The 23,195-nt window shown below is 62.6% G+C and carries 3 protein-coding genes; all 3 read right to left on the reverse strand.

Translation table 11 applies throughout. The annotated features are described in order from the left end of the window. Positions 1–55: 55 nt before the first annotated feature. The 3 genes from V0R60_RS14890 to V0R60_RS14900 are packed head-to-tail and all read right to left on the reverse strand — an operon-like array spanning position 56 to position 23,153. On the reverse strand, positions 56–7,354 hold the full coding sequence (locus V0R60_RS14890; RefSeq protein WP_330079475.1) for an amino acid adenylation domain-containing protein: 7,299 nt from the start codon (positions 7,352–7,354) through the stop codon (positions 56–58). Further along, positions 7,354–15,258 (reverse strand): amino acid adenylation domain-containing protein, encoded by a 7,905-nt coding sequence (locus V0R60_RS14895; protein WP_330079476.1) that lies wholly within the window; start codon positions 15,256–15,258, stop codon positions 7,354–7,356. The genes V0R60_RS14890 and V0R60_RS14895 overlap by 1 nt, the downstream gene beginning before the upstream one ends. After that, positions 15,255–23,153, reverse strand: a complete 7,899-nt coding sequence (locus V0R60_RS14900) for an amino acid adenylation domain-containing protein (protein ID WP_330079477.1) — start codon at positions 23,151–23,153, stop codon at positions 15,255–15,257. Before V0R60_RS14900 ends, V0R60_RS14895 begins: the two co-directional genes overlap by 4 nt. Between the last annotated feature and the right edge of the window lie 42 nt (positions 23,154–23,195).

The following is a 23,195-nucleotide window of genomic DNA, read 5'->3' on the forward strand; positions in this document are numbered from 1 at the left end:
TGTGTGGCAACGGGATCAGGCCGGCGCGGGCGTTCTCGCCCGCGCCGGACAAGGGTCAGGATTGCAGCGGTGCAGGGCTGGTGAGGTCCTGAAGCAGGTGTTCGAGGAAACCCGGATGGTCGAGCAGCTCATGATGGCCGGCAGGTAGCGTACGTCGTTGCAATTGGCCTCCGAGTACTTGCTCGAAGGTCTTGCGCTCCGTTGCTGGAGTAGTATTGGCCCACCAGACGCTGGCTGGACCGGAAACCACCGGCAGGCTTTCGAGCCGTTCGGACAGCGCCTTGAGCTTCATTGCGACGATGAACACCAAGGCCAGGTCGGCAGCATCGAAGCCACTGTAGCGAGCGTTTTCCGGACCCTTGCCCTGTTCATCGCGAATCAGCTGTTCCAGCGCCGCGCGCGCGTGCTCGCCTTGTAGCGTTAGCGGTGCCAACGATTCGACCGGACGCCCGAGTATGACCCCAAGGAACTGTGCCAGCTCTTGGGCATGCCCATCGTCGGCAGACACTTGGCCATGGGGTGAGAAGCTGTCCACCAGGCCCAGGTATTCGACCTCTTGGCCCTGTCGCTTCAAGTTGTCGGCCACCAGCACCGCGAGGGCGCCGCCCAACGACCAGCCGAGCAGAGCGTAGGGTCCGTGAGGTTGCAGGCTGCGAATTGCAGCGACATAGTCGTCGGCCATCTGTGTCAGCGAGCTGTCTTGCCATTCGCGGTCAAGCAACATGCGGCACTGGACCCCGACCACGCTGCGCTGGCCCTCCAGGCAACGGGCCAGCGGTTCGTAGTCGAACAGCGTACCGAAACCTGCATGCAGGCAGAACAGTGGGGGACTGCCGGGCGTGGGGCGGTTGAGTGCGAGCAACGGATTGGGGGCACTGGCGGTTTCGCGTGGGTCAAAGCCGGACAGCTCGGCGATAGTCGGCTTACCCATCAGGTCGCGCAGCTTCAACTCGAAGCCGGGGTGCGCCAGGGCTCGGGCCTTGGATAGCACGCGCAGGATGCGCAGAGAATCGCCGCCAAGTTCGAAGAAGTTGTCGGTGATACCCACCTGTTCGCGCTCCAGCACCTCTTGCCAAATCTTTACCAAGTCATGCTCCAGCGCATTGCGCGGGGGGACGTGGACGTTGGCCTTGAAGTCCGGGTCGGGCAGGGCCTTGCGGTCGACCTTGCCGTTGGGGCTCAGCGGCAGGTGCGCGAGGAGTTGGAGATGCGCTGGCACCATGTAGTCGGGTAGCTCGGCGCCCAGCTGAGCGCGTAATGCATCGGTCTGCAGGTCGTTACCGACCACGTAACCGACCAGTTGCTTGCCATTGCTGATATCGCGTGCCACCACCACCGCATCCTGAACGCCAGGGTAGCTGCGCAGGCGTGCCTCGATCTCGCCCAACTCGATGCGGAAGCCGCGAATCTTCACTTGATTGTCCAAACGCCCCAGGTAGTCGTACACCCCATCCAGACGAGCGCGTACCAAGTCGCCGGTGCGGTACAGGCGTGCACCAGGCGTACCGAAGGGATCGGGCACGAAGCGTTCGGCGGTGAGACTAGGGCGTGCGTGGTAGCCACGGGCAACACCTTCCCCACCGATATAGAGCTCGCCGGCCAACTGCGACGGGAGGGGACGCAGGAGCGGGTCGAGCACCTGCAGCGTGCGGTTGCCTACGACCTTACCGATGGGGGCATACACTGCTTCGCAACGCTGGCCCAGGTCAGCCTTCCACAGCAGTGGCGTCACCACTGTTTCGGTGGGGCCGTAGCCGTTGGTCAGGTACTGCGGGCGCAGGCTGCGTTTGACCAACTCGAAGTTGGCATCGGCCACCGCGTCACCACCAAAGCAGTAGATGCGCACCGGCGGCGGGCTGGTCTGGGTTTCGCCGTATTCGGCCAGTTGCTGCAGATATGCAGGTGGGAAGCAAGCGATGCTAACTTGCTCCTGCTGCAGAGCTTGCCAGGTTTCCTCCGGCGTCCACAGGCGGTTGTCGCGCAGCACCAAGCGCCCGCCCGACGACAGCGTTGACAGCCAGCGCTCCTGGGCACCGTCGAAGGCGAATGACATGAACAGCAGCTCGCAGGTGCTGGCGTCCATCTCGTACAGCTCGGCGATGGCTTGGCAATGCATTGCCAGTGGTGCATGGGTGACCGACACGCCCTTGGGGTTGCCGGTGGAACCCGAGGTGTAGATCAAGTAGGCCAGATTGTCACCGCCGCTGCGTTGCACCGGGGTGTGCGCGGGAAATGCCGACAGGTCCAGGCCGTCGAGGTCGGTGCAGGGCACGCCGGTGTCCTGGGGGAGGCGCTTGTACACGGTGCCGCGGGTAAGCAGCAGGGTCATGCCTGAGTCCTGCATGGCCCACCTGATACGCTCCGGCGGGTAATCGATGTCCAGCGGCACGTAGGCTGCACCGGCCTTCATTACCGCGAGGAAACTGGTTATCACCTCTAACGAGCGCTCCAGGGCAATGCCAACAAAGTGCTCCGGGCCGATACCCTGAGCCATCAGGTAGTGCGCCAGGCGATTGGCACGCACTTCCAACTGGGCGTAGGTCAGATACTGGCCGGCGCAACTGACGGCTACTTGGTCGGGATTGGCGTGGGCGTGCTGGGCGATGCGCTCGACCAGCAAGGTGCTCGGCGTTGTGGGTGCGGTGGGTGTTGGCTGCGCCTGAGGTTGCCACAAGAGCAAGTTGCCCAGGGCGCTGTCCGGGTTGATGAGCATGGCTTGTAGCAAGCGTTCGAATTCGCCACGGATGGCGTGTACGGACTGTTCGGTAAAGTGGCTGCGCAGGTACAGGAATTTGATCCGCAGGCTCTCGCCCAGGTGCACTTCCAGGTCCATGGGATAGTTGGTGACATCCCGACTTTGGGCTTTTCCAAAGCGCAACTGTGAGCGTTGAGCGTCGTCCAGGCGCTCGCTAACCGGGTAGTTCTCGAACACGATGATGCTGTCGAACAACGCCTGGCCAGGGTGACCCGCCCAGCGTTGCAGGTCGGCCAGGGAGGCATGCTCATGGTCGCGTACCTCCAGGTTGTCTGCCTGCAGTTGCGCTAACCATTGACGCAGCTGCAACTCTGGGCGCGGGCTCTGGATAATCGGCAGGGTGTTGATGAACAACCCAAGGATATCCCCTGCCCCCGGCAGGCTGGTGGGGCGACCGGCGACCGTGGCGCCAAAGCACACGGTCTGCTGGCCTGTGTAGGCCTGTAGGAGCAGCAGCCAGGCGCCCTGGATCAGCGTGTTGGGAGTGATCCGCAGGCGTTGTGCCTGCAGGCGCAACGCCTGGGTGCGGCTGACATCCCAGTCCAGGCACAGCTGCTGGTGCCCTGTTTGCCCGGCCGCAGGCTTGGGGTACACCGCAGCGGCCAGTTGAGTGGTGCTGCCGATGTCTTGCAGGCGTGCGCACCAGAAGCTTTCCAAGGCCTTGGTGTCCTGGGCCTGCAGCCACTGGATGTAGTCCTGGTAGTGCCCTAGCTTGGCTGGCAGCGGGTGTCCGGCGTACAGGGCGAACACCTCGGCCAGCAGCTGCGAGCTGCTCCAGCCGTCCATGAGAATGTGGTGGGCAGTCCAGATCAACTGCTGGCTGGTATCGCTCAAGCGGATCAGGGTGAGATGGATCAGCGGTGCCTGCAGCAGGTCGAAGCCGCGCTGGCAGTCGGCCTGGGCCTCGGCGTGCAGTTGCTGCTCGCTGACCTCGTGCCCGCGCCAGTCCAGCAGGCGCAAGGGCAGGCTGGCCTGGCGCCGCACGATCTGCAGCGGCTCGCTGAGCAGGTTATCGTGCCAGAAGCCGGTACGCAGCATTTCGTGGCGGGCGATGACGGCGTTCCAGGCATCAATGAAGCGTTGGTTGTCCAGGCCTTCCACCGGTACGCTGGTTTGAGTGACGTAAAGACTGGCGGCGCTGGATTGCAAGGTGTGGAAGAGCATGCCCTGCTGCATGGGTGATAGGGGATAGAGGGTTTGCACCTGGTCGACCGGAATCGGCAGGTTATCCAACTGGGCCTGGGTCAGCTTGGTCAAGGGGAAATCTGCCGGCGTCACGCTGCGTGTGGCCACCTCGGCTGCCTCTTGCCAGTCGTGGGGCCGGGCGTTGAATGACGCCGCCAGCTGGCTGGCGTCCTGTTGCGCGACGCTTGCCAGGTGCTGCACGGTCTGGTGCTGGAACAGATCTTTCGGGGTGAAATCGATACCAGCCTGGCGGGCGCGGCTGACCACTTGGATCGAGATGATCGAGTCACCACCGAGTTCAAAGAAGTTGTCGTTCAAACCCACCCGCTCAAGCTTGAGTACGTCCTGCCAGATGGCTGCGATACGTTGTTCCATTGCGCTGCGCGGCGCGACGTAGGTCTTCTGTACTTGCGTGAAATCGGGCTTGGGCAGCGCCTTGCGTTCGAGCTTGCCGTTGGGGCTCAGCGGCAGGCGCTCGATGAACAGCAGTTGGCTCGGGACCATGTAGTCTGGCAGGGTCTGGCGCAGTGGCTCGCGGATGATATCGCGCTGGGCTTCCTGGTCTTGCGCAGTCCAGTCAGTTGGCACTACATAAGCGATCAAGGCGCCGTCTATGGCCAGCACCACGGCTTCGCGCACGGCTTGCTGTTCCATCAGGCGGGCTTCTATCTCTCCCAGCTCGATACGCAGGCCTCGGATCTTCACCTGATGATCGATGCGACCACGGTACTCGATTACGCCGTCGGTACGCAGGCTGGCCAGGTCGCCGGTGCGGTACAGACGCTTGCCGTTGCCGACCGGGCTGGTGACAAAGCGCTCTGCAGTCAGCGCCGGGCGGCGATGGTAGCCGCGGGCGAGCCCTTCGCCGCCGAGGTAAAGTTCGCCGACCACACCTGCAGGAACGGGCTGCAACTCGACATCCAGTACGTAGGTTTGCAGATTGGCGATCGGCTTGCCGATCGGCACTGCATCGAGGCCTTCGTCGCGACAGTGCCAGTGGGTGACGTCGATAGCTGCTTCGGTCGGGCCGTAAAGATTGTACAGCGCGGCATTGGGCAGTTTGGCCAGTACCTGGTCCTGGGCATCCACCGGCAACGCCTCGCCGCTGCACACGATCCGGCGCAGGCTGGTGCAGGAAGAGACGCGCTCATCGAGCAGGAACATCTGCAGCATCGACGGCACGAAGTGCAGTGTGCTGACCTGGTGTTTGTTGATCAGCGCGATCAGGCGACGCGGGTCACGGTGATCACCAGGCCCGGCAATGGCCAAGCGTGCACCGGTCATCAGCGGCCAGAAAAACTCCCACACCGACACGTCGAAGCTGAACGGCGTTTTTTGCAGTACGGTGTCGCCAAGGCCAAGGTTGTAGGCGTGTTGCATCCAGCACAGGCGGTTGGTCAGCGCCTTGTGGCGGTTTCCCGCGCCTTTGGGTTTGCCGGTAGAGCCAGAGGTGTAGATAACGTAGGCCAGATGTTCAGGGTCGACGGCGACCGCAGGGGGTTGCACCGAGAAGCCTTCCAGCGACAGGGTATCCAGGTTCAGTTTCGCCAGACGTTGCGGGCACGGCAGGTTCAGGTGCGATTGGCTCAGCAGCAAGCCGATGCGGCTGTCCTCAATCATGTAGGCCAGGCGCTCCTCGGGGTATTCAGGATCAAGCGGCACATAGGCGCCACCCGCCTTGAGGATTGCCAGCAGGCCGACGACCATCTCCAGGCTACGCTCCACGGCGATGCCGACCAACACTTCCGGACCGACGCCCAGGGCGATCAGTTGATGAGCCAACTGGTTGGCGCGCTGGTCCAACTCGCGGTAGCTCAACGCCTGTTCACCAAAGTGCAACGCTGGTGCATCCGGGGTAGCCAGCACCTGTTCTTCGATCAAACGATGGATTGGGGTATCCAGCGGGTAGTCGGTCACTGTGGTGTCGTTCCACTGCTCGACGATCAGCGCTTGTTCTTCAGTCTCGAGCAGCGGAAGTTGCGCCACTTTGGCCTGTGGGTTGGCGACAATACCGTGCAGTAGATTGAGCCAGTGTCGCGCCATGCGCTCGATACGGCCAGGTTCGAACAGGTCGGTGGCGTAGGTCAGAGTGGCGGCCAGCCCGGTGGCGGACTCGTAGGTAGCCAGGGTCAGGTCGAACTGGGCGGTATGGCTGCTCCAGGCCAACGGCGAGACTTGCAATGGGCCGCTGGAGCCGCTGTCGGTGGCCTGGCGGGCGGCGTGCTGATGGTTGAACATCACCTGGAACAGCGGCGTGTGGCTGAGGCTGCGCTCCGGTTGCAGGCCCTCGACTAACTGCTCGAACGGCAGCTCCTGGTGGTCCTGTGCGCCCAGGGTGCGCTGGCGCACCTGTTGCAGCAGTTCACTGAAGGTCTGGCCGGGGTGGATTTCGGCGCGCAGCACTTGGGTATTGATGAAGAAGCCGATCAGACCCTGGGTTTCGACCCGGTTGCGGTTGGCCACCGGCACACCGACGCGAATATCGCCTTGACCGCTGTAGCGGTGCAGCAGCACTTGGAATGAAGTCAGCAGCAGCATGAACAAGGTGACCCCCTGGCGTTGGGCCAGGGCCTTGAGGTTCTGGCCCAACGTGGCTGGCAGGTCTATCGACAGCAGTGCGCCCAGGTCGCTTCGCACCGCTGGGCGTGGGCGATCAAAAGGCAGTTCCAGCACGGTATGGTCGCTACCCAGTTGTGTTTGCCAGTAGCTCATTTGTCGCTCGCGTTCGCCGGCTTCCATCCAGCGACGCTGCCAGAGGGCGTAGTCGGCATACTGGATCGACAACGGCGCCAGGGACGCTTCGCCCCCTTGGCTGAAGGCGCTGTACAGTCGTACCAATTCATCGACCATCACCTGCATCGACTGGCCGTCGCAGACAATATGGTGCTGCACCACCAGCAATACGTGTTGGTCGGCGGCCAATTGCAGAAGACTGACACGCAGCAGCGGGCCATGCTGCAGGTCGAACGGCTGGGCGATGCGGTATTCGATCCAGTCCTTGAGCTCGACTTCGTCGAATGACGCATTGTGCCGCTCGATGTTCAGCGGTACGGGGTCATGAATGACTTGTTCGGGGCGTTCCTCGCCCAGTACGAAGGTGGTGCGCAGGGTTTCATGACGTTGCACCAAGCTGTCAAAGGCTCGTTGCAGGGCCTCGAGATCCAGTACCCCGTGCAGGCGTAGCGCGATGGGCACGTGATAAGCACTGCTGGTCGGGTCCATCTGCCAAAGGAACCACTGGCGCTCCTGGGCGAACGAGAGCGGCAACTTGTCGAAGTCCGCACGTAGCGGTGGAATCGGTAAGTTGGCGGGCGAAACGCCTTCTTGGAGCATCTTCTCGAGAAAGGGGCGGCGTTTTTCCAGGGGCAACCTGATGAAGCGCCGAGCGATACCCATTGCCATTTGGTTATCCATCAGACTTCCTCCATTTCGTCGAGCAGTGCTTCAAGTGCATTGAGTTTTTCCTTGCCAGCCAGGCCTGCCTGAGGGTCGAGACTGGCGGCGAAGTTACCCAGGACAGGGTGATGGAACACCTCCTGGGGCGTGACCTTAAGACCCAGGCTCAGTTGCAGCTGCGAAACCAGGTTGATGACGAGCAACGAGTGCCCACCCAACTCGAAGAAGTCGTCCTCGCGGCCGACCCGCTCGACTTGCAGCACCTGCTGCCAGAGTTCGGCAATCTGTTGCTCCAGGCCCTCGCGGGGGGCTGTGTAGACCTGTTGCTGCGCCTGGCTGTCGGGCTGTGGCAACGCCTTGCGATCGAGCTTGCCATTGGTGGTCAGCGGCAGGCGTTCGAGCAGTAGCACATGTGCGGGGACCATGTAGTCGGGCAGCGACGCCTTGAGCCGGGCTTTGAGCTCGGCGATCTCCAGTTGTGCATCGTCGGCCACCACGTAGGCCACCAGTTGCGCGCCGCTGGGGCCAGGTTGCGCCAGCACCACTGCATCACGAATGCCATCGAGGGCTTGCAGACGCGCCTCGATTTCACCCAGCTCGATACGGAAGCCACGAATTTTCACCTGATGGTCGATACGGCCGATGTATTCAATGGCTCCATCGGCAGTGCAGCGTGCCAGGTCACCGGTTCGGTACAGGCGGCTGCCGTCATTGTCGAACGGGTTGGGAATGAAGCGCGTGGCAGTGAGGTCGGCGCGGTTGAGGTAGCCACGGGCAAGGCCCGCACGGCCGACATACAGCTCACCGGTGCAGTTGTGCGGCACCGGATTGAGCTGGGCGTCGAGCAGGTACCAGGACAGGTCCGCAATCGGCTCACCAATCGGGCTGACGCTGGCTTGCTGGAGGTCGGCGCACGACAACGGGCGATAGGTGACGTGTACGGTGGTCTCGGTGATGCCGTACATGTTGACCAGGCGTGGGGCCTGGTCACCAAAGCGCTGGAACCAGGGCGCCAGGCTGCCGATATCGAGGGCTTCGCCGCCGAACACCACATGCCGCAGGCGGCTGTCACGCTGAAGGTGCTGTTCGGCGCAGGCCACATGCATGAGCTGGCGAAAAGCCGAAGGGGTCTGGTTGAGGACGCTGACGCCTTCGTCGCACAGCAAGGCGTAGAAGTCGTCGGGGGCACGCGTGGTGTCTTGAGGCACGATCAGCAGGCGACCACCATGGAGCAGGGCCCCGAAGATCTCCCACACCGAGAAGTCGAAGGCATAGGAGTGGAACAGGCTCCAGACATCGTTGTGGTCGAAGCCGAACCAATCCTGGGTGGCGTCGAACAGGCGCAGCACGTTGCGGTGCGGCAGCAGCGTGCCTTTGGGCCGGCCGGTGGAGCCTGAGGTGTAGATGACATAGGCCAGGTTGTCTGGACTCAGGGCAACCTCCGGGTTGTGCTCGGGCTGCTCGGCAAAGCTCGCGTCGAGGGCGACGGTTGCCAGCCCTTCGGGCAGTGGCAGATGCTGGAGCACTGCCGGTTGACCGAGCAGCAGGGCGATGCCGCTGTCTTCGATCATGTAGGCCAAGCGGTCCTCGGGGTACTGCGGGTCGAGCGGTACATAGGCGCCGCCGGCCTTGAGGATGGCGAGGATAGCCACAAGCATGTCGAAGGACCGCGCGCAGGCCAGGCCAACCAGGCGGTCGGGGCCGACGCCCTGGCTGATCAGGTGATGGGCCAGGCGGTTGGCGCGACGGTTGAGCGCCTCATAACTCAGGTGTTGGCCTTCAAAGGTCAGGGCGATGGCCGCGGGACGCAGGGTGGCCTGGCGCTCGATCAAGGTGTGCAGGCAGTGCTCGACTTCAAAAACTTGCGGGGTCGGGTTCCACTGGGCAATGGCTGCACGTTGCGCCTCGCTGCTCAGCAGTGTTAACTCGCCCAAGACCTGCTGCGGGTTGGCCAGCATGGCACGCAGCAAGGCCTCCACTTGCTGCCCAAGGCGTTGAATGTCGGCGCTGCAGAAGGCTGCGTGGGCATGGCTGAACTGCAGGGTGAGTTCATCGCCCAGGATCGCCTGCAGGGTCAGTGGGTAGTTGGTCTGCTCTTGGTTGTGCACATTGGCAAAACGTGGCCCGTTGCCGCGCGCTTGTTGTAGGGCCTGGGCCACAGGGTAGTTCTCGAATACCAGAATATTGTCGAACAGCGCCTCGCCGCCCTGAGCCACCCAGCGCTGTATCTCGTACAGCGGCGCATGCTCCTGCTCGCGCAATGCCAGGCCCTGGGCCTGGACCTGCTGCAACCAGTCGGCAACGCGAAGCTCGGCACGAGGGGAAGCCACCACCGGCAGGGTGTTAATGAACAGACCGACCTGTTGCTCGATGCCCTTCAAGCCGCTCGGGCGGCCCGACACTGTGGTGCCGAAGGTGACCGTGGCCTGACCGGTTAGGCGTTGCAGCAGAAGAATCCACGCCGCCTGTAGCACGGTGTTAAAGGTCACTTTTTGTTGCCGGGCGAAGGCATTCAGCGCGGCGGTGCTGATGGCATCGAGGCGGTGGAAATGCTCACCGTGGCCTTGGGCTGCGTAGCCATTGGGGGCCAGGGCGTGAGCCAATAGCGTGGGGGCCTCGTAGTGCGCGAACTGGTCGCTCCAGAACGCCTGGGAAGCGGTTGCGTCCTGTTGGTGCAGCCAGGCGATCAGGTCGCGGTAGCGTCCGCCCGTAGCCGGTACAGGCTCACCTCGATAGCGCTGCAGCACTTCGCCCAGCAGCAGTGAGTTGCTCCAGCCGTCGAGCAGGATGTGGTGGTGGGTGTAGATCAGGTGATGGCGGTTCTCGCCAGTGCGCACCAGGCACAGACGCAGCAGTGGTGCGGTGCTGAGGTCGAAACCTTGCAGGCGATCCTGTTCGGCCAACTGCGCCAGCGCCTCGCTGAGGTCGTCACGCAGTTGCCAGTCGAGATAGCGGAACGGCAGCTCGATTCGACGGTGCACCAATTGCACCGGTTGGGCCAAACCATTTTCCCAGATGAAGCTGCTGCGCAGAATGTCGTGGGCGTCCACGGCCGTTTCCCAGGCCTTGCGGAAAGCCTCGGGGTCGAGTGCTTCGACATCCACGCACATTTGCGTGATGTAGTCGCCACTACCTTCGGCATACAGGGTGTGGAACAGCATACCTTGTTGCATCGGTGACAATGGGTAGATGTCTTCGATGTTGCCGGCTGGCACCGGCAGCGTATCGAGTTGCATCTGAGTGAGGTTCGCCAGCTTGAAGTCGGAAGGCGTGACGCCATGCTGACTCGGTAGGCAGCAATGCTCCACCACTCTGGCCAATTCGGCCATATAGTCGTTGGCCAGGCGCTGCAAGGTGGTGCTGTCGAACATCTCGGTGCTGAAGGTCCAGCCCATGCTCAGTTCGCCGCCATACACCTGGCCATTGAGGGTCAGCCAGTTGCCCAGCGGTGCGTTTGCATCCTGTTCGGCACCGGCGGGGTCGCCGGTAGGGATGAACAGGGCGCCTTGCTCTTCGCCGAAGCTTGCGTCGAACTGGCCCAGATAGTTGAAGGTGATACGCGGCTGCGGCAATGCTTGCATGCGCTCGCGGCTCTCGGGCGTGCCCAGGTAACGCAGAGCACCATGGCCGATGCCTTTGTCGGGAATGGCCCGCAGTTGCTCCTTGACGTGTTTGATCGCCAGTCCCAGATCATCGGCGGGGGTCAGGTGTACCGGGAACATACTGGTGAACCAGCCCACGGTACGCGATAGGTCGATGTCGTCGAACAGCTCCTCGCGGCCATGACCTTCGAGCTGTACCAGCATGCTGCGTTCACCGGTCCAGCGGCAGATCACTCGCGCCAAGGCGGTGAGCAGCAGATCGTTGACCTGGGTGAGGTAGGCCGCTGGGGCATGTTGCAACAGGGCACGCGTCTGCGCTTGTGGCAGGCGTGCATGCACGGTCATGGCATTGCGGTTCTGCAGGCCACCTTCGGGGTTGTCGCACGGCAGGCCCTCAGGGGCACCCTGCAGCTGGCGTTGCCAGAACATCTCGTCCTGCTGGCCGAGGCGGGCGCGAGCATAGCCTTCGAGGTACTCGGCCCAGTGTTTGAAAGCGCTTGTCTTGGCGGGTAGCTTGACCTTGCGAGTGGCCTGCAGCTGTTCGTAGGCCAGTTGCAGGTCTTCGAACAGGATGCGCCAGGACACTCCGTCGACCACCAGATGATGCACCACCAGGTGCAGGCGCTGACTGCCATCGGGCAGTTCGGCGAGCATGGCGCGCAGCAACGGGCCGTTAGTCAGGTCGAGGCTGCGTTGGTTCTGTTCGCCCATTTCGCGCAGACCTTCGAGGTTTTCCAGGCGCAGACTGCGCAGCAGCGGTTCGCTCAGTGCGGCCGGCGGCTGGTGCTCGGCCACCCAGCCCTGGCCTTGTTCACGGAACACCAGGCGTAGGGCGTCATGGTGTGCCAGCAAGGCGCGCAGGGCCTCTTCGAGGATGGCAGGCTCCAGTGCCTGGCGTGGCTTGAGTAGCACAGCCTGGTTCCAATGATGACGTTGTTGCTGCACCTCTTCGAAGAACCATTGCTGAATTGGCAGCAGCAGTGCGATTCCTGTTACTGGCCCTTGGTCGATGACCTGATCCTGCTCGATGTGCTGGGCAATGCCAGCCAGACGGGCCACGCTCTGGTGCTGGAACAGCTCCTTGGTAGTGAAACGGATACCAGCCTGGCGAGCGCGGCTGACCATCTGAATGGAGATGATCGAGTCGCCACCGAGTTCAAAGAAGTTGTCGTCGCGGCCGACCCGTTCGACTTGCAGCACCTGCTGCCAGAGTTCGGCAATCTGTTGCTCCAGGCCCTCGCGGGGGGTTGTGTAGACCTGTTGCTGCGCCTGGCTGTCGGGCTGTGGCAACGCCTTGCGATCGAGCTTGCCATTGGTGGTCAGCGGCAGGCGTTCGAGCAGTAGCACATGCGCGGGGACCATGTAGTCGGGCAGCGACGCCTTGAGCCGGGCTTTGAGCTCGGCGATCTCCAGTTGTGCATCGTCGGCCACCACGTAGGCCACCAGTTGCGCGCCGCTGGGGCCAGGTTGCGCCAGCACCACTGCATCGCGAATGCCGTCGAGGGCTTGCAGGCGCGCCTCGATTTCACCCAGCTCGATACGGAAACCACGAATCTTGACCTGATGGTCGATACGGCCGATGTATTCGATTACCCCATCGGCAGTGCAGCGCGCCAGGTCACCGGTTCGGTACAGGCGGCTGCCGTCATTGTCGAACGGGTTGGGAATGAAGCGCGTGGCAGTGAGATCGGCGCGGTTGAGGTAGCCACGGGCAAGGCCCGCGCGGCCGACATACAGCTCACCGATGCAGTTGTGCGGCACCGGGTTGAGCTGGGCGTCGAGCAGGTACCAGGACAGGTCCGGGATCGGCTCACCAATCGGGCTGACGCTGGCCTGCTGCAGGTCAGCGCACGACAACGGGCGGTAGGTGACGTGCACGGTGGTTTCGGTGATGCCGTACATGTTGACCAGGCGCGGGGCCTGGTCGCCGAAGCGCTGGAACCAGGGCGCCAGGCTGCCGACATCGAGGGCTTCGCCGCCGAACACCACATGGCGCAGGCGGTTGTCACGCTGCAGGTTCTGCTCGGCGCAGGCCACATGCATGAGCTGGCGGAACGCCGATGGGGTCTGGTTGAGGACGCTGACGCCTGCGTCGCACAGCAAGGCGTAGAAGTCGTCCGGTGCACGCGTGGTGTCTTGAGGCACGATCAGCAGGCGGCCGCCATGGAGCAGAGCACCGAAAATCTCCCACACCGAGAAGTCGAAGGCATAGGAGTGGAACAGGCTCCAGACATCGTTGTGGTCGAAGCCGAACCAGTCCTGGGTGGCGCCGAACAGGCGCAGCACGTTGCGGTGCGGCAACAGCGTGCCTTTGGGCCTGCCGGTGGAGCCTGAGGTGTAGATGACATAGGCCAGGTTGTCTGGGCTCAGGGCAACAGCCGGGTTGTGCTCGGGCTGTTCGGCAAAGCTCGCGTCGAGGGCGACGGTTGCCAGCCCTTCGGGTAGTGGCAGGTGCTGGAGCACCGCCGGTTGCCCCAGGAGCAGGGCGATGCCGCTGTCTTCGATCATGTAGGCCAGGCGGTCTTCGGGGTATTGCGGGTCGAGCGGTACATAGGCGCCGCCGGCCTTGAGGATGGCGAGGATAGCCACAAGCATGTCGAAGGACCGCGCGCAGACCAGGCCGACCAGGTGGTCGGGGCCGACGCCCTGGCTGATCAGGTGATGGGCCAGGCGGTTGGCGCGACGGTTGAGTGCCTCATAACTCAGGTGCTGACCTTCAAAGGTCAAAGCGATGGCCTGGGGGCGCAGGGCAGCCTGCTGTTCGATCAATTGATGCAGGCAGCGCTCGACTTCGAAGCGGCGGGGGGCCGGGTTCCACTGAGCCAGAACAGCCTGTTGCTGGTCAGGGTCGAGCAATGTCAGTTCACCGATGCGCTGCTGCGGATTGCGGGCAATGGCACGCAATAGATTCAGCCAGTGACGGGCCAGCAAACGTGCATCTTGAGCATCGAACAGATCGGTTGCATAGATGAACGAGGCCGACAGGCTCTGCTCTGATTCGTAGGTGTTGAGGGCCAGGTCGAACTGCGCGGTCTGGTTGTGCCACTCGATAGCTTCGACAGCCAATCCCTGTACCTGCCCGGACGCCGCTGCGGCGCTGGCCGGCGCGGCGCTGATGTGGTTGTAGACCACTTGGAACAGCGGGTTGTGGCTCATGTTGCGCTCAGGTTGCAGGGCATCGACCAGTTGCTCGAACGGCAGGTCCTGATGAGCCTGGGCACCCAGGGCGCGCTGCTTGACCTGCAGCAGCAGGTCGCTGAACGACAGCTCGCCATGCAACTGCGCACGCAGCACCTGGGTGTTGACGAAAAAGCCGATCAGCCCTTCGGTTTCTACCCGGTTGCGGTTGGCGATGGGCACGCCGACGCGAATGTCGTCCTGGCCGCTGCAACGATGCAGTAAGGCCTGGAAGGCGGCCAGCATGAGCATGAACAGGGTAACCCCTTGCTGCTTGGCCAAGGCTTTGAGCGCCTGACCCAGTTCAGCGTCCAGCTCTACCTTGTGCAACGCGCCGCGATCACTGCGTACGGGCGGTCGTGGGCGGCTGGCAGGCAACTGCAGTACCGGCTGTTCATCACCCAGTTGTTCGCGCCAGTAGGCTAACTGCTCTTCGCGGCCACCGGCTTCCATCCAGTGGCGTTGCCACAGTGCGTAGTCGGCATATTGGATCGGTAAGTCGGGCAGGGTCGTGGGTTGCCCGGCACTTTTCTGGCTGTAGCCGGCGATCAGTTCGCGGACCATCACCTGCATCGACCAGGCATCGGAAACGATATGGTGCTGCACCAACAACAAGACATGGTCGTCGGCACCCAGGCGCAGCAACTGCACGCGTAGCAACGGCCCGCTCTGCAGATCGAACGGCCGGGCAATCTGTTCGGCGATGTAGGCATCCAACCGGTCAGTGGTGTCGTTGCCAGTAGCGGGTAGCGCCAACTGCTCCATGACAATTCGGCCTTCGGCCTCGACCACTTGCAGGCGTTGGTCACCCTCTTCGACAAAGCGTGTGCGCAGGCTTTCGTGACGCATCACCAACGCATCGAAACTGCCCTGCAAGGCCGGCACATCCAGCGCACCGCGCAAGCGCAGGGCGGTTGGCAGATTGTAGGCACTGCTGCTGGGGTCCAGCCCCCAGAGAAACCATTGCCGCTCCTGGGCGAACGACAGTGCAATACGTTCAAAGCTGTCGCGCGTCACCGGGATCGGCAGGCGCGCGATGTTCACGCCTTTGCTGACCATTTGCTGGTAGAGGGTTTTGCGCTGGGCTGTGGGCAACTTGATAAAGCGTTCGATCAAGTCAGACAGGGCTTTGCTTTGCATCATTGAGTCTCCAGCACATCGAGCAGATCGAACAGATCGGTCAATTCGTTTTCAGTGGTTGGCGCAGCCGGGGCCGGCAGGCGGCGAACGAAGTCCTCCAGGCTGGCGCTTTCGAACAAGGCCGCCAGCGGCGCCTCGATTGCCAGCTCCAGTTGGATGCGCGAGGTGACCTGTGTGGCCAACAGCGAGTTGCCGCCCAAGGCGAAGAAATTGTCATCAAGACCGATGTGTTCGGCCTTCAGCACGGTTTGCCAAACGGTCGCTACGGCATGCTGCAATTCACTCTGCGGTGCGCGGAAAAGCTGTTGCGGACCTTGGGTTTCGAGGCGGGCCAAGGCCTTGCGGTCGAGCTTGCCGTTGGCGTTGCGTGGCATCTGTTCCAACACTTGGTACAGGCTGGGGTTCATGTACACCGGCAGACGGCGTTTGAGGAATGCACGCAGGTCGTCGAGGTTGTTGCTGTCGGCCTGCGTTTGGGCTTCCAGGGTGAGGAACGCCACCAGTTGCTTGCCCAAGGCATGCTCGATGACCAGCACTGCGGCTTCGCGAATGCCGGTGAACAGGCTGATCTGCGCCTCGATTTCGCCCAGCTCGATGCGAAAGCCGTTGACCTTGACCTGCTGATCGACCCGCCCCAGGTACTCCAGGGCGCCGTCTTCCTTGCGTCGGCGCGCCAGGTCGCCGGTCTTGTACAGGCGCTCGCCCGCCAGCAAGGCAAAAGGGTTGGGCACGAACACGCAGACGGTCTTGCCCGGATCGGCGCAATAGCCGCGACCGACGCCGACACCGGCAATACAGATCTCTCCCACCGCACCATCGGGGACCGGGCACAGGTAGTCATCGAGCAGGTACAAGCGGTTGTTGTCGGTGGGGTAACCGATGGGGATGTGGGTGCGCTCGGTGGCCGCCTGATCGATCTGGTAGAAGGCGACGTCGTCGGAGCATTCGGCCGGGCCGTAAGCATTGACCAGTGGGATGTGCGGATATCGTTGCAGCCATCCTGCCGCTGTTTCCGCTGGCAGCGCTTCGCCGGTGGGCAGCAACCAGCGCAGTTCGGTGAGGTTGCTGTGCTGTTCTTCGAGCAGGGCCTGGATCAGTGCCGGGACAATCTCCAGCACGCTGACGTGCTGTTCTTCAATCTCTGCCAGCAGCCGCGCCGGGTGCTTGGACACCTCATCGGGAATGATGCGTACCTGGGCGCCGCACAGCAGCGCGGTGAGGAACTGCCAGACTGAAATATCGAACGACTGCGAAGCGGTCTGGGCGATGATGTCGCGCGTGCCCAGGCCAAGGTAGGGTACCTTGCTCAACTGGTTGTTGAGCATGCCGGCTTGCTCGACCATCACGCCCTTGGGCTGCCCGGTGGAGCCGGACGTGAAAATCACGTACGCAAGGCTGTTGGCTGCGCTGAAGATGCCTGGGCGGGTTTCGCTGTAGCCGCTATCGAGCACGTCCTCCCAGACCAGCAGTTGCACCGGCTGCGCCAGGCCTGCCAGCAATGAGCGGGCGCGTTCACGATAGCGGGCAGTACAGATCAGCGCCGGGGTGCGACTGGCCGCGAGAATGTTGGCAATACGTTCGTCGGGGTGGCTTGGGTCCAGCGGCAGGTAACCGGCACCGGCCTTGAAGGCGCCGACGATGGTCGCCAGCAACTCCAGACTGCGGTCGGCCAGGAGCGCCACCGGCTGGTCCTGCGTTACACCATGGGCGAGCAGGGCATGGCCGACACGGTTGGCGTGACAGTCGAGAGCGTTGTAGCTCCACACGTCGTTTCGGCAACTGGCGGCGGGCTGCTCGCGGTGCTGATCAACCTGCGCTTCGAACAGCTCGATGAACGAACGGTCCAGGGCATGGGCGACCTCAGTCTGGTTGTGCTGCACAATCCAGTCGTGATGCTCGCCGTTTTCCAGCTGCGCCACCTGTTCAAGCGGTGCCTGCAGCTGCGAAGGCAGGCTCACCAGCAGTTGTCGGAACTGCGCCAACAGTGCGTCCATGGTTGCGCGGTCGAAATAGCGCGTGTCATACGACAGGTGCAGGCCGAGTTGCTCGCCAGGGTAGACCACCACGGTGATCGGGTAGTTGGTGTGGGTCCGCGACGACTCGGAAATCACCCCCATGTCCTGCGCATCGGCACCCACCGAGGCGGCCATCGGCGCGTTCTCGAAGACAAACAGGCTGTCGAACAGTTGCTGGCCTTTTTGCAGTTCGCTACAGGCCTGGATGTTTACCAGTGGCAGGTAGTCATATTCACGCAGCGAGACGTTGGTGTCGAGAATGGTGTGCAACCAATCCAGTGTACGGGTGCGCACGTCCGGGGAGGGTAGCTTGATGCGCAACGGCACGCTGTTGATGAACAGGCCGACGGTATCCTGCATTTGTGGAATATGTGCCGGACGTCCGGAGACGGTTACGCCGAAGACAATATCGCGGGAGCGGCTGTGATGATGCAGGGTCAAGGCCCATGCAGCCTGGACGAAGGTGTTGACGGTCAGCCGTTGCTGGTTGGCCGCTTCCTGCAATCGCATGCTTTGCTCGTTGCTCAACCAGGTGTAGTTGTCGTCGATGACCGAATGCGCCGCGCCACTGATTTGCGGGCGGTCGGTGGGCAATGGCGTGGCCTGCTCCAGCCCCGCAAGCTGCGCTTGCCAGAAGCCCTGCGCGACCTCGCGGTCCTGGCCCTGCAGCCATTCGATGAAATTGCGGAAGCGATACGGCGTGGCCAGTTGGCTGGGCCGACCTTCGCGGGCCGCGTGGTAGATCTCGAAAAAGTCTGCCATCAGTAACGAACGGCACCAGGCATCGATAAGAATGTGGTGGTTGCTCATGACGAAGCGGTGAGTCTGGTCGGCAAGTTTGATCAGCTTGAAGCGGATCGGTGGCTCCTTGGCCAGGTCGAACCCCGTTTCGCGCTCTTCGCGCAGCAGTTCGATGATGCGCGGCTCGGCCTGCTCCAGGGGCAGGTCGCTAAGGTCGAGCAATTCAACCTTGACCGGGGTGTTGCGATGAATCACCTGCAGCAATTGGCCACCGGTGTTCCACAGAAAAGAGGCACGAATCGCTTCGTAGCGCTGCACCACTTGCTGCCAGGCTGCATCGAACAAGGTGTAGTCGATGCTTTCGCCGATGGTGTAGCACTCTTGCATGAAGTAGATGCCCGAGTGCTTCTCCAGCAAGGTATGCACCAGCAGACCTTCCTGCATGGGTGACAGCGGGTAGATATCGTCGATGTTTCGCACGGCAATCGGCAGGGCGTCGAGCTGCTGTTGGCTGAGGGTCGCCAGCGGGAAGTCCGAAGGGGTCAGGCCCAGGTGCTCGCCGCTGCTGCAGTGTTCGATCAGTTGTTCCAGCTCTTCACGGCAGAACTGTGCAAGTTGTTCCACCTGAGCCTCAGCGAACATTTCGTGGCTGAAGGTCCAGGCCATGTTCAGGCGGTTGTCGTAGACCTGGCTGTTGACCGTCAACCAGTTGCCGAGCGGGGTGTCATGGCTCTTTTCATCGCCGACGGCTTCACCGCTGGGGGCGAACAAGGCGCCGTTGTCGCTATCGAAGCTGCCGTCGAACTGGCCCAGGTAGTTGAAGGTGATACGCGGCTGCGGCAACGCCTGGAGTTGCTCGGCAATCGTGGCGTCACCCAGATAGCGCAAGGCGCCGTAGCCGATGCCTTTGTCTGGTACCGCGCGCAGTTGCTCCTTGATGGTCTTGATCGCATCCCCCATCGCTGCCTGCGGCGACAGACGCACCGGGTACAGGCTGGTAAACCAGCCGACGCTGCGGGTCAGGTCGATATCATCGAACAGCGCTTCACGGCCATGGCTTTCCAACTGCACCAGCACCTGTGACTGGCCGCTCCAGCGTTGTACTGCACGTGCCAGGGCAGTCAGCAGCAAGTCATTGATCTGCGTTCGATAGGCTGCAGGCGCGGTGTGCAACAACTGGCGGGTGTGGGCCTGGCTCAACTGCACACCGAGCGTTCCGGCGTGGCGGCCAAGCAAGCTGCCGTTGGGGTTGTTGCAGGGCAAGTCGGGGTTCAGGTCTTGCAGCTGCGCCTGCCAATACCCCAGCTCGGCCTCCACTGCGCGGCTGCGGGCATGTTCACCCAAGCGTTCGGCCCAGGACTTGAACGCGCTGGTCTTGGCCATCAACTTCGGCGCCTGACCGTTGTGCAATTGCTGGTAGACCTGCTGCAAGTCGTCGAAGAGGATGCGCCAGGACACACCGTCGATGACCAGATGATGGACCACCAGCAGCAGGCGCTGGCTGCCGTCGGCCAGGCTCATCAACACCGCGCGCAGCAACGGCCCGTCACTGAGGTCGAGGCTGCGTTGCGCTGCATTGCTCACATCGAGCATCGCTTGTGCATCGGCGACGCTGCGCTGCCACAGCAGTGTCGAGCTATCGGTCAGCGGCGTGTGAATGGCTTGCCAGCGGTTATCCACCTGGGTAAAGCGCAGGCGCAAGGCATCGTGGTGTTCGACCAGCGCTACCAGGGCGCTATGCAGGGTGTCTGCATGCAACGGGGCTGCCGGTTTGAGCATCACCGACTGGTTCCAGTGCTGGCGCTGCTCGATGGCGCTGGCAAAGAATGCATGCTGGATCGGCAGCAACGGCGTCTCGCCCAGCACCGGGCCTTGATCGGCTTGCACGGCGCTTTCACCCCATTGCGCGACCTGGGCCAGGCTTTGAATGGTCTGGTGCTTGAACAGATCCTTGGGCGTGAAGCGAATGCCAGCCTGGCGGGCGCGGCTGACGACCTGGATGGACAGAATCGAGTCGCCGCCCAACTCGAAGAAGTTGTCGTTGACGCCGATCTGCTCAAGTTTGAGCACCTCTTGCCAGAGGTGAGTGATGTGTTGCTGCATGGCGTCACTCGGCGCCTGATAGGCACGCTGGCCGTGACGGCTGTCCAGCGCCGGGAGCGCGCGGCGATCAAGCTTGCCATTGGGCGTCAGCGGCAGACTGTCGAGAAACAGGTAATGGGCCGGCACCATGTAATCCGGCAGTTGCTGCAGCAGGGTTTGGCGCAGTGATTCACGCAGGCTGGCGGCGCTGAGCTGGTCTGGCACGTGTGCGCCAGCAAGGTAGGCCACCAGTTGCAGTCCGTTGCCGCTCGGTTGGGCCAGTACGGCAGCTTCGACGATCCCGGCATGTTGCAGCAGGCGGGCTTCGATCTCGCCCAGCTCAATACGCAGACCTCGGATTTTCACTTGCTGATCGATTCGGCTCAGGTACTCGAGCGTGCCATCGGCACGCCGGCGGGTGAGGTCGCCGCTGCGGTACAGGCGCTCGCCGCTGGCGCTGAAAGGATCAGGTACGAAGCGCTCGGCAGTCAATGCCGGGCGCTGGTGGTAGCCACGCGCCAGGCCCGCACCACCGATATACAGCTCGCCAGCGCTGCCATGTGGGCAAGGCTGCAGTTGCCGATCGAGGACGTGCACGCGAACGTTGTCGATCGGCAGGCCGATCGGGGCAATGGAGCCGTCGAGCGATTCGACAATGCTCTGCTGGCAGCTGTCGATCGTCGCTTCGGTCGGGCCATAAAGGTTGACGATGCGTCCCTGCCACAATGCCTGTAGTTGCGCTACCAACGCCACAGCCAGTGCTTCGCCGCCCAGCAGCACCAGGCGCAAACTGGCCAATTGTCGAGCATCCGCCTGGCTCAGCAGGGCTTGCAGCAGTGACGGGGCCATCTGCAGGACAGTGATGCGCTCGGCGGCAAGCTCCTGCCAGAGCAGGGATAAATCCTGGTTCAGGGCGGAGCTGGCCAGTCGCAGTTGAGCGCCGTTCTGCAGTGGCAGCCAGAATTCCCACACCGAGGCGTCGAAGCTGATCGCAGTCTTCTGCAGAACTCGATCGTCTGCTGTCAGCTGCAGTGACTGTTGCATCCAGGCCATATGGTTGGCCAGCGCCCCGTGCCGCACCTGTACGCCCTTGGGTTGGCCGGTGGAGCCCGAGGTGTAAATCATGTAGGCCAGATGTTCGGGGTCGACCGTCACCTGCGGCGCTGTCTCGGCGTAGCCGCGCAATTGCTCGTGAACGCTGTGCAGGTACACCGCCTGCACACCCTCGGGCAGTGGGATGCTGTGCTGCTGCTCGGGGTGCAGCAGCACTCGCTCAACAGCGCTGTCCTGCATCATGTAGGTGAGGCGTTCAGCGGGGTAGTTCGGGTCCAGTGGCAAGTAGGCGCCACCGGCCTTGAGGATCGCCAGCAGGCCGACCACCAGATCGACGCTACGCTCCAGTGCCACGCCGACGAACACATCAGGCCCCACGCCCAGCTCGATCAGGTGATGGGCGAGACGGTTGGCGCGGCTGTCGAGCTCGGCATAAGTAAGGGTCTTTCCGTGGCAGGCAACGGCCAGGCGCTGAGGCGTGCTGGCGGCTTGCGCAGCAACCTGCAGGTGCACGGCGGGCAGGTCTGGACGCGGCACGGCGGTGTCATTACCACATGCGAGCAGCGCTTTTTGCTCATCGGCGTCGAGCATGGGCAGTTCGCCGACGGCGTATCGTGGCTGTGTGATCAGGGCGTTCAGCAGCTTCTGCCAATGCCGCGCCAGGCGCTCGATACTGGCGCAAGCGAACAACGTGCTGTCGTACTCGAAGCTGGCTTGGATGCTGCGAGGGTTGTAGGTGATATCCAGGGAGAGGTCGAACTTGGCTTCCTGCTGTCCCAGCGGCAGAAAGTCCAGCAACAGGTCGGCGAAGTGCAACGGCGCTTGTTCGCCGGTCGCCACGCGCCAGTTGAACAGGGTCTGGAACAACGGATTTGCTTCGCTGCTGCGCTGTAGTTGCAAGTCATCGAGGATCAGTTCGATGGGGTAGTCGGCATGCTCCAGGGCTGCCAGCGACTGTTCGCGCAGCGCTTGCAGAAAGCTCAGTACCGATTGGCTGCCATCGAGTTGCGCGCGGTAGATCTGGGTGCTGACAAAGTAGCCCACCAGATCCTGGGTTTGGGCCTGATTACGGCTGGCATTGGGTACCCCGATGGTGAAATCGTCTTGATTGGCATAGCGGCCCAACAGCAGCTGCCAGGCGCCGAGCATCACCACGAATGGGGTCAGCCCGTGGACTTGGCAGAAGCTGTTGAGACCTGCCACCAGTGGCGCCGGCAGGCTCGCGGTAACCGTGCCGGCGAGGGCTACACGGCCATCGATGCGAGGCCGATCCAACGGCAGGTCCAGCGGGGTGATCTCGCCACCAAGGTAGTCGCGCCAGTAGCGCGCAGCCTTGGCATGTTGGGCGGTGGTGAGGTAGTCCTGGCGCTGCCAGCGAGCATAATCGCTGTACTGGATGGCCGGCCGTGGCAGTGATTGACTGTGACCTTGCACGGCGTTCTGGTAGGCGCGGCTCAGGTCCTGCATGAGGATCGGGTTGGACCAGGCGTCGGAGACAATATGGTGCATGTTCAACAGCAACACATGCTGGTCCTCGGCCAGGCGAATCAGGTTGGCGCGAATCAATGGGGCGCAGCCCAGGTCGAAAGGTTTTCCTGCCTCGGCCGTTAGCTGTTGTTGGAGTCGAGTGTCGCGTTCGAGAGGGCTCAGGGCACAAAGATCATGGTGATGAAGGTGCAGTTTCGCCTGTGGGGTGAGCACCTGCATGGGCTGGCCGTCGATTTCTTCGAAACGGGTTCTGAGGATGTCATGGCGTTCAATTACCTGCTGTAGGGCCGACTCCAGCGAGTCCCCCCGTAACTCACCCTTCAGCAGCAAGGCGCGTGGCAAGTTGTAAGCTGAGCCCAGTGGCGCGAATTGTTGTACGAACCACAGGCGTTGCTGGGCAAACGACAGGGGTTGAGGGGCTTGATCGGAACGGGTGGCGATGGCGTCCGGGGCGCCTGCTTCATCGGCCATTAACAAGGCCAGCAGGTCATCTTCGGGGAGGGAGTGCTGTGGATTCATCATCGATCTCGTCGCCGTCGGCAGGAATTGTGCGTTCTCAGA

It is taken from the genome of Pseudomonas auratipiscis (assembly GCF_036324085.1).
GTDB classification, from domain to species: Bacteria; Pseudomonadota; Gammaproteobacteria; order Pseudomonadales; family Pseudomonadaceae; genus Aquipseudomonas; species Aquipseudomonas auratipiscis.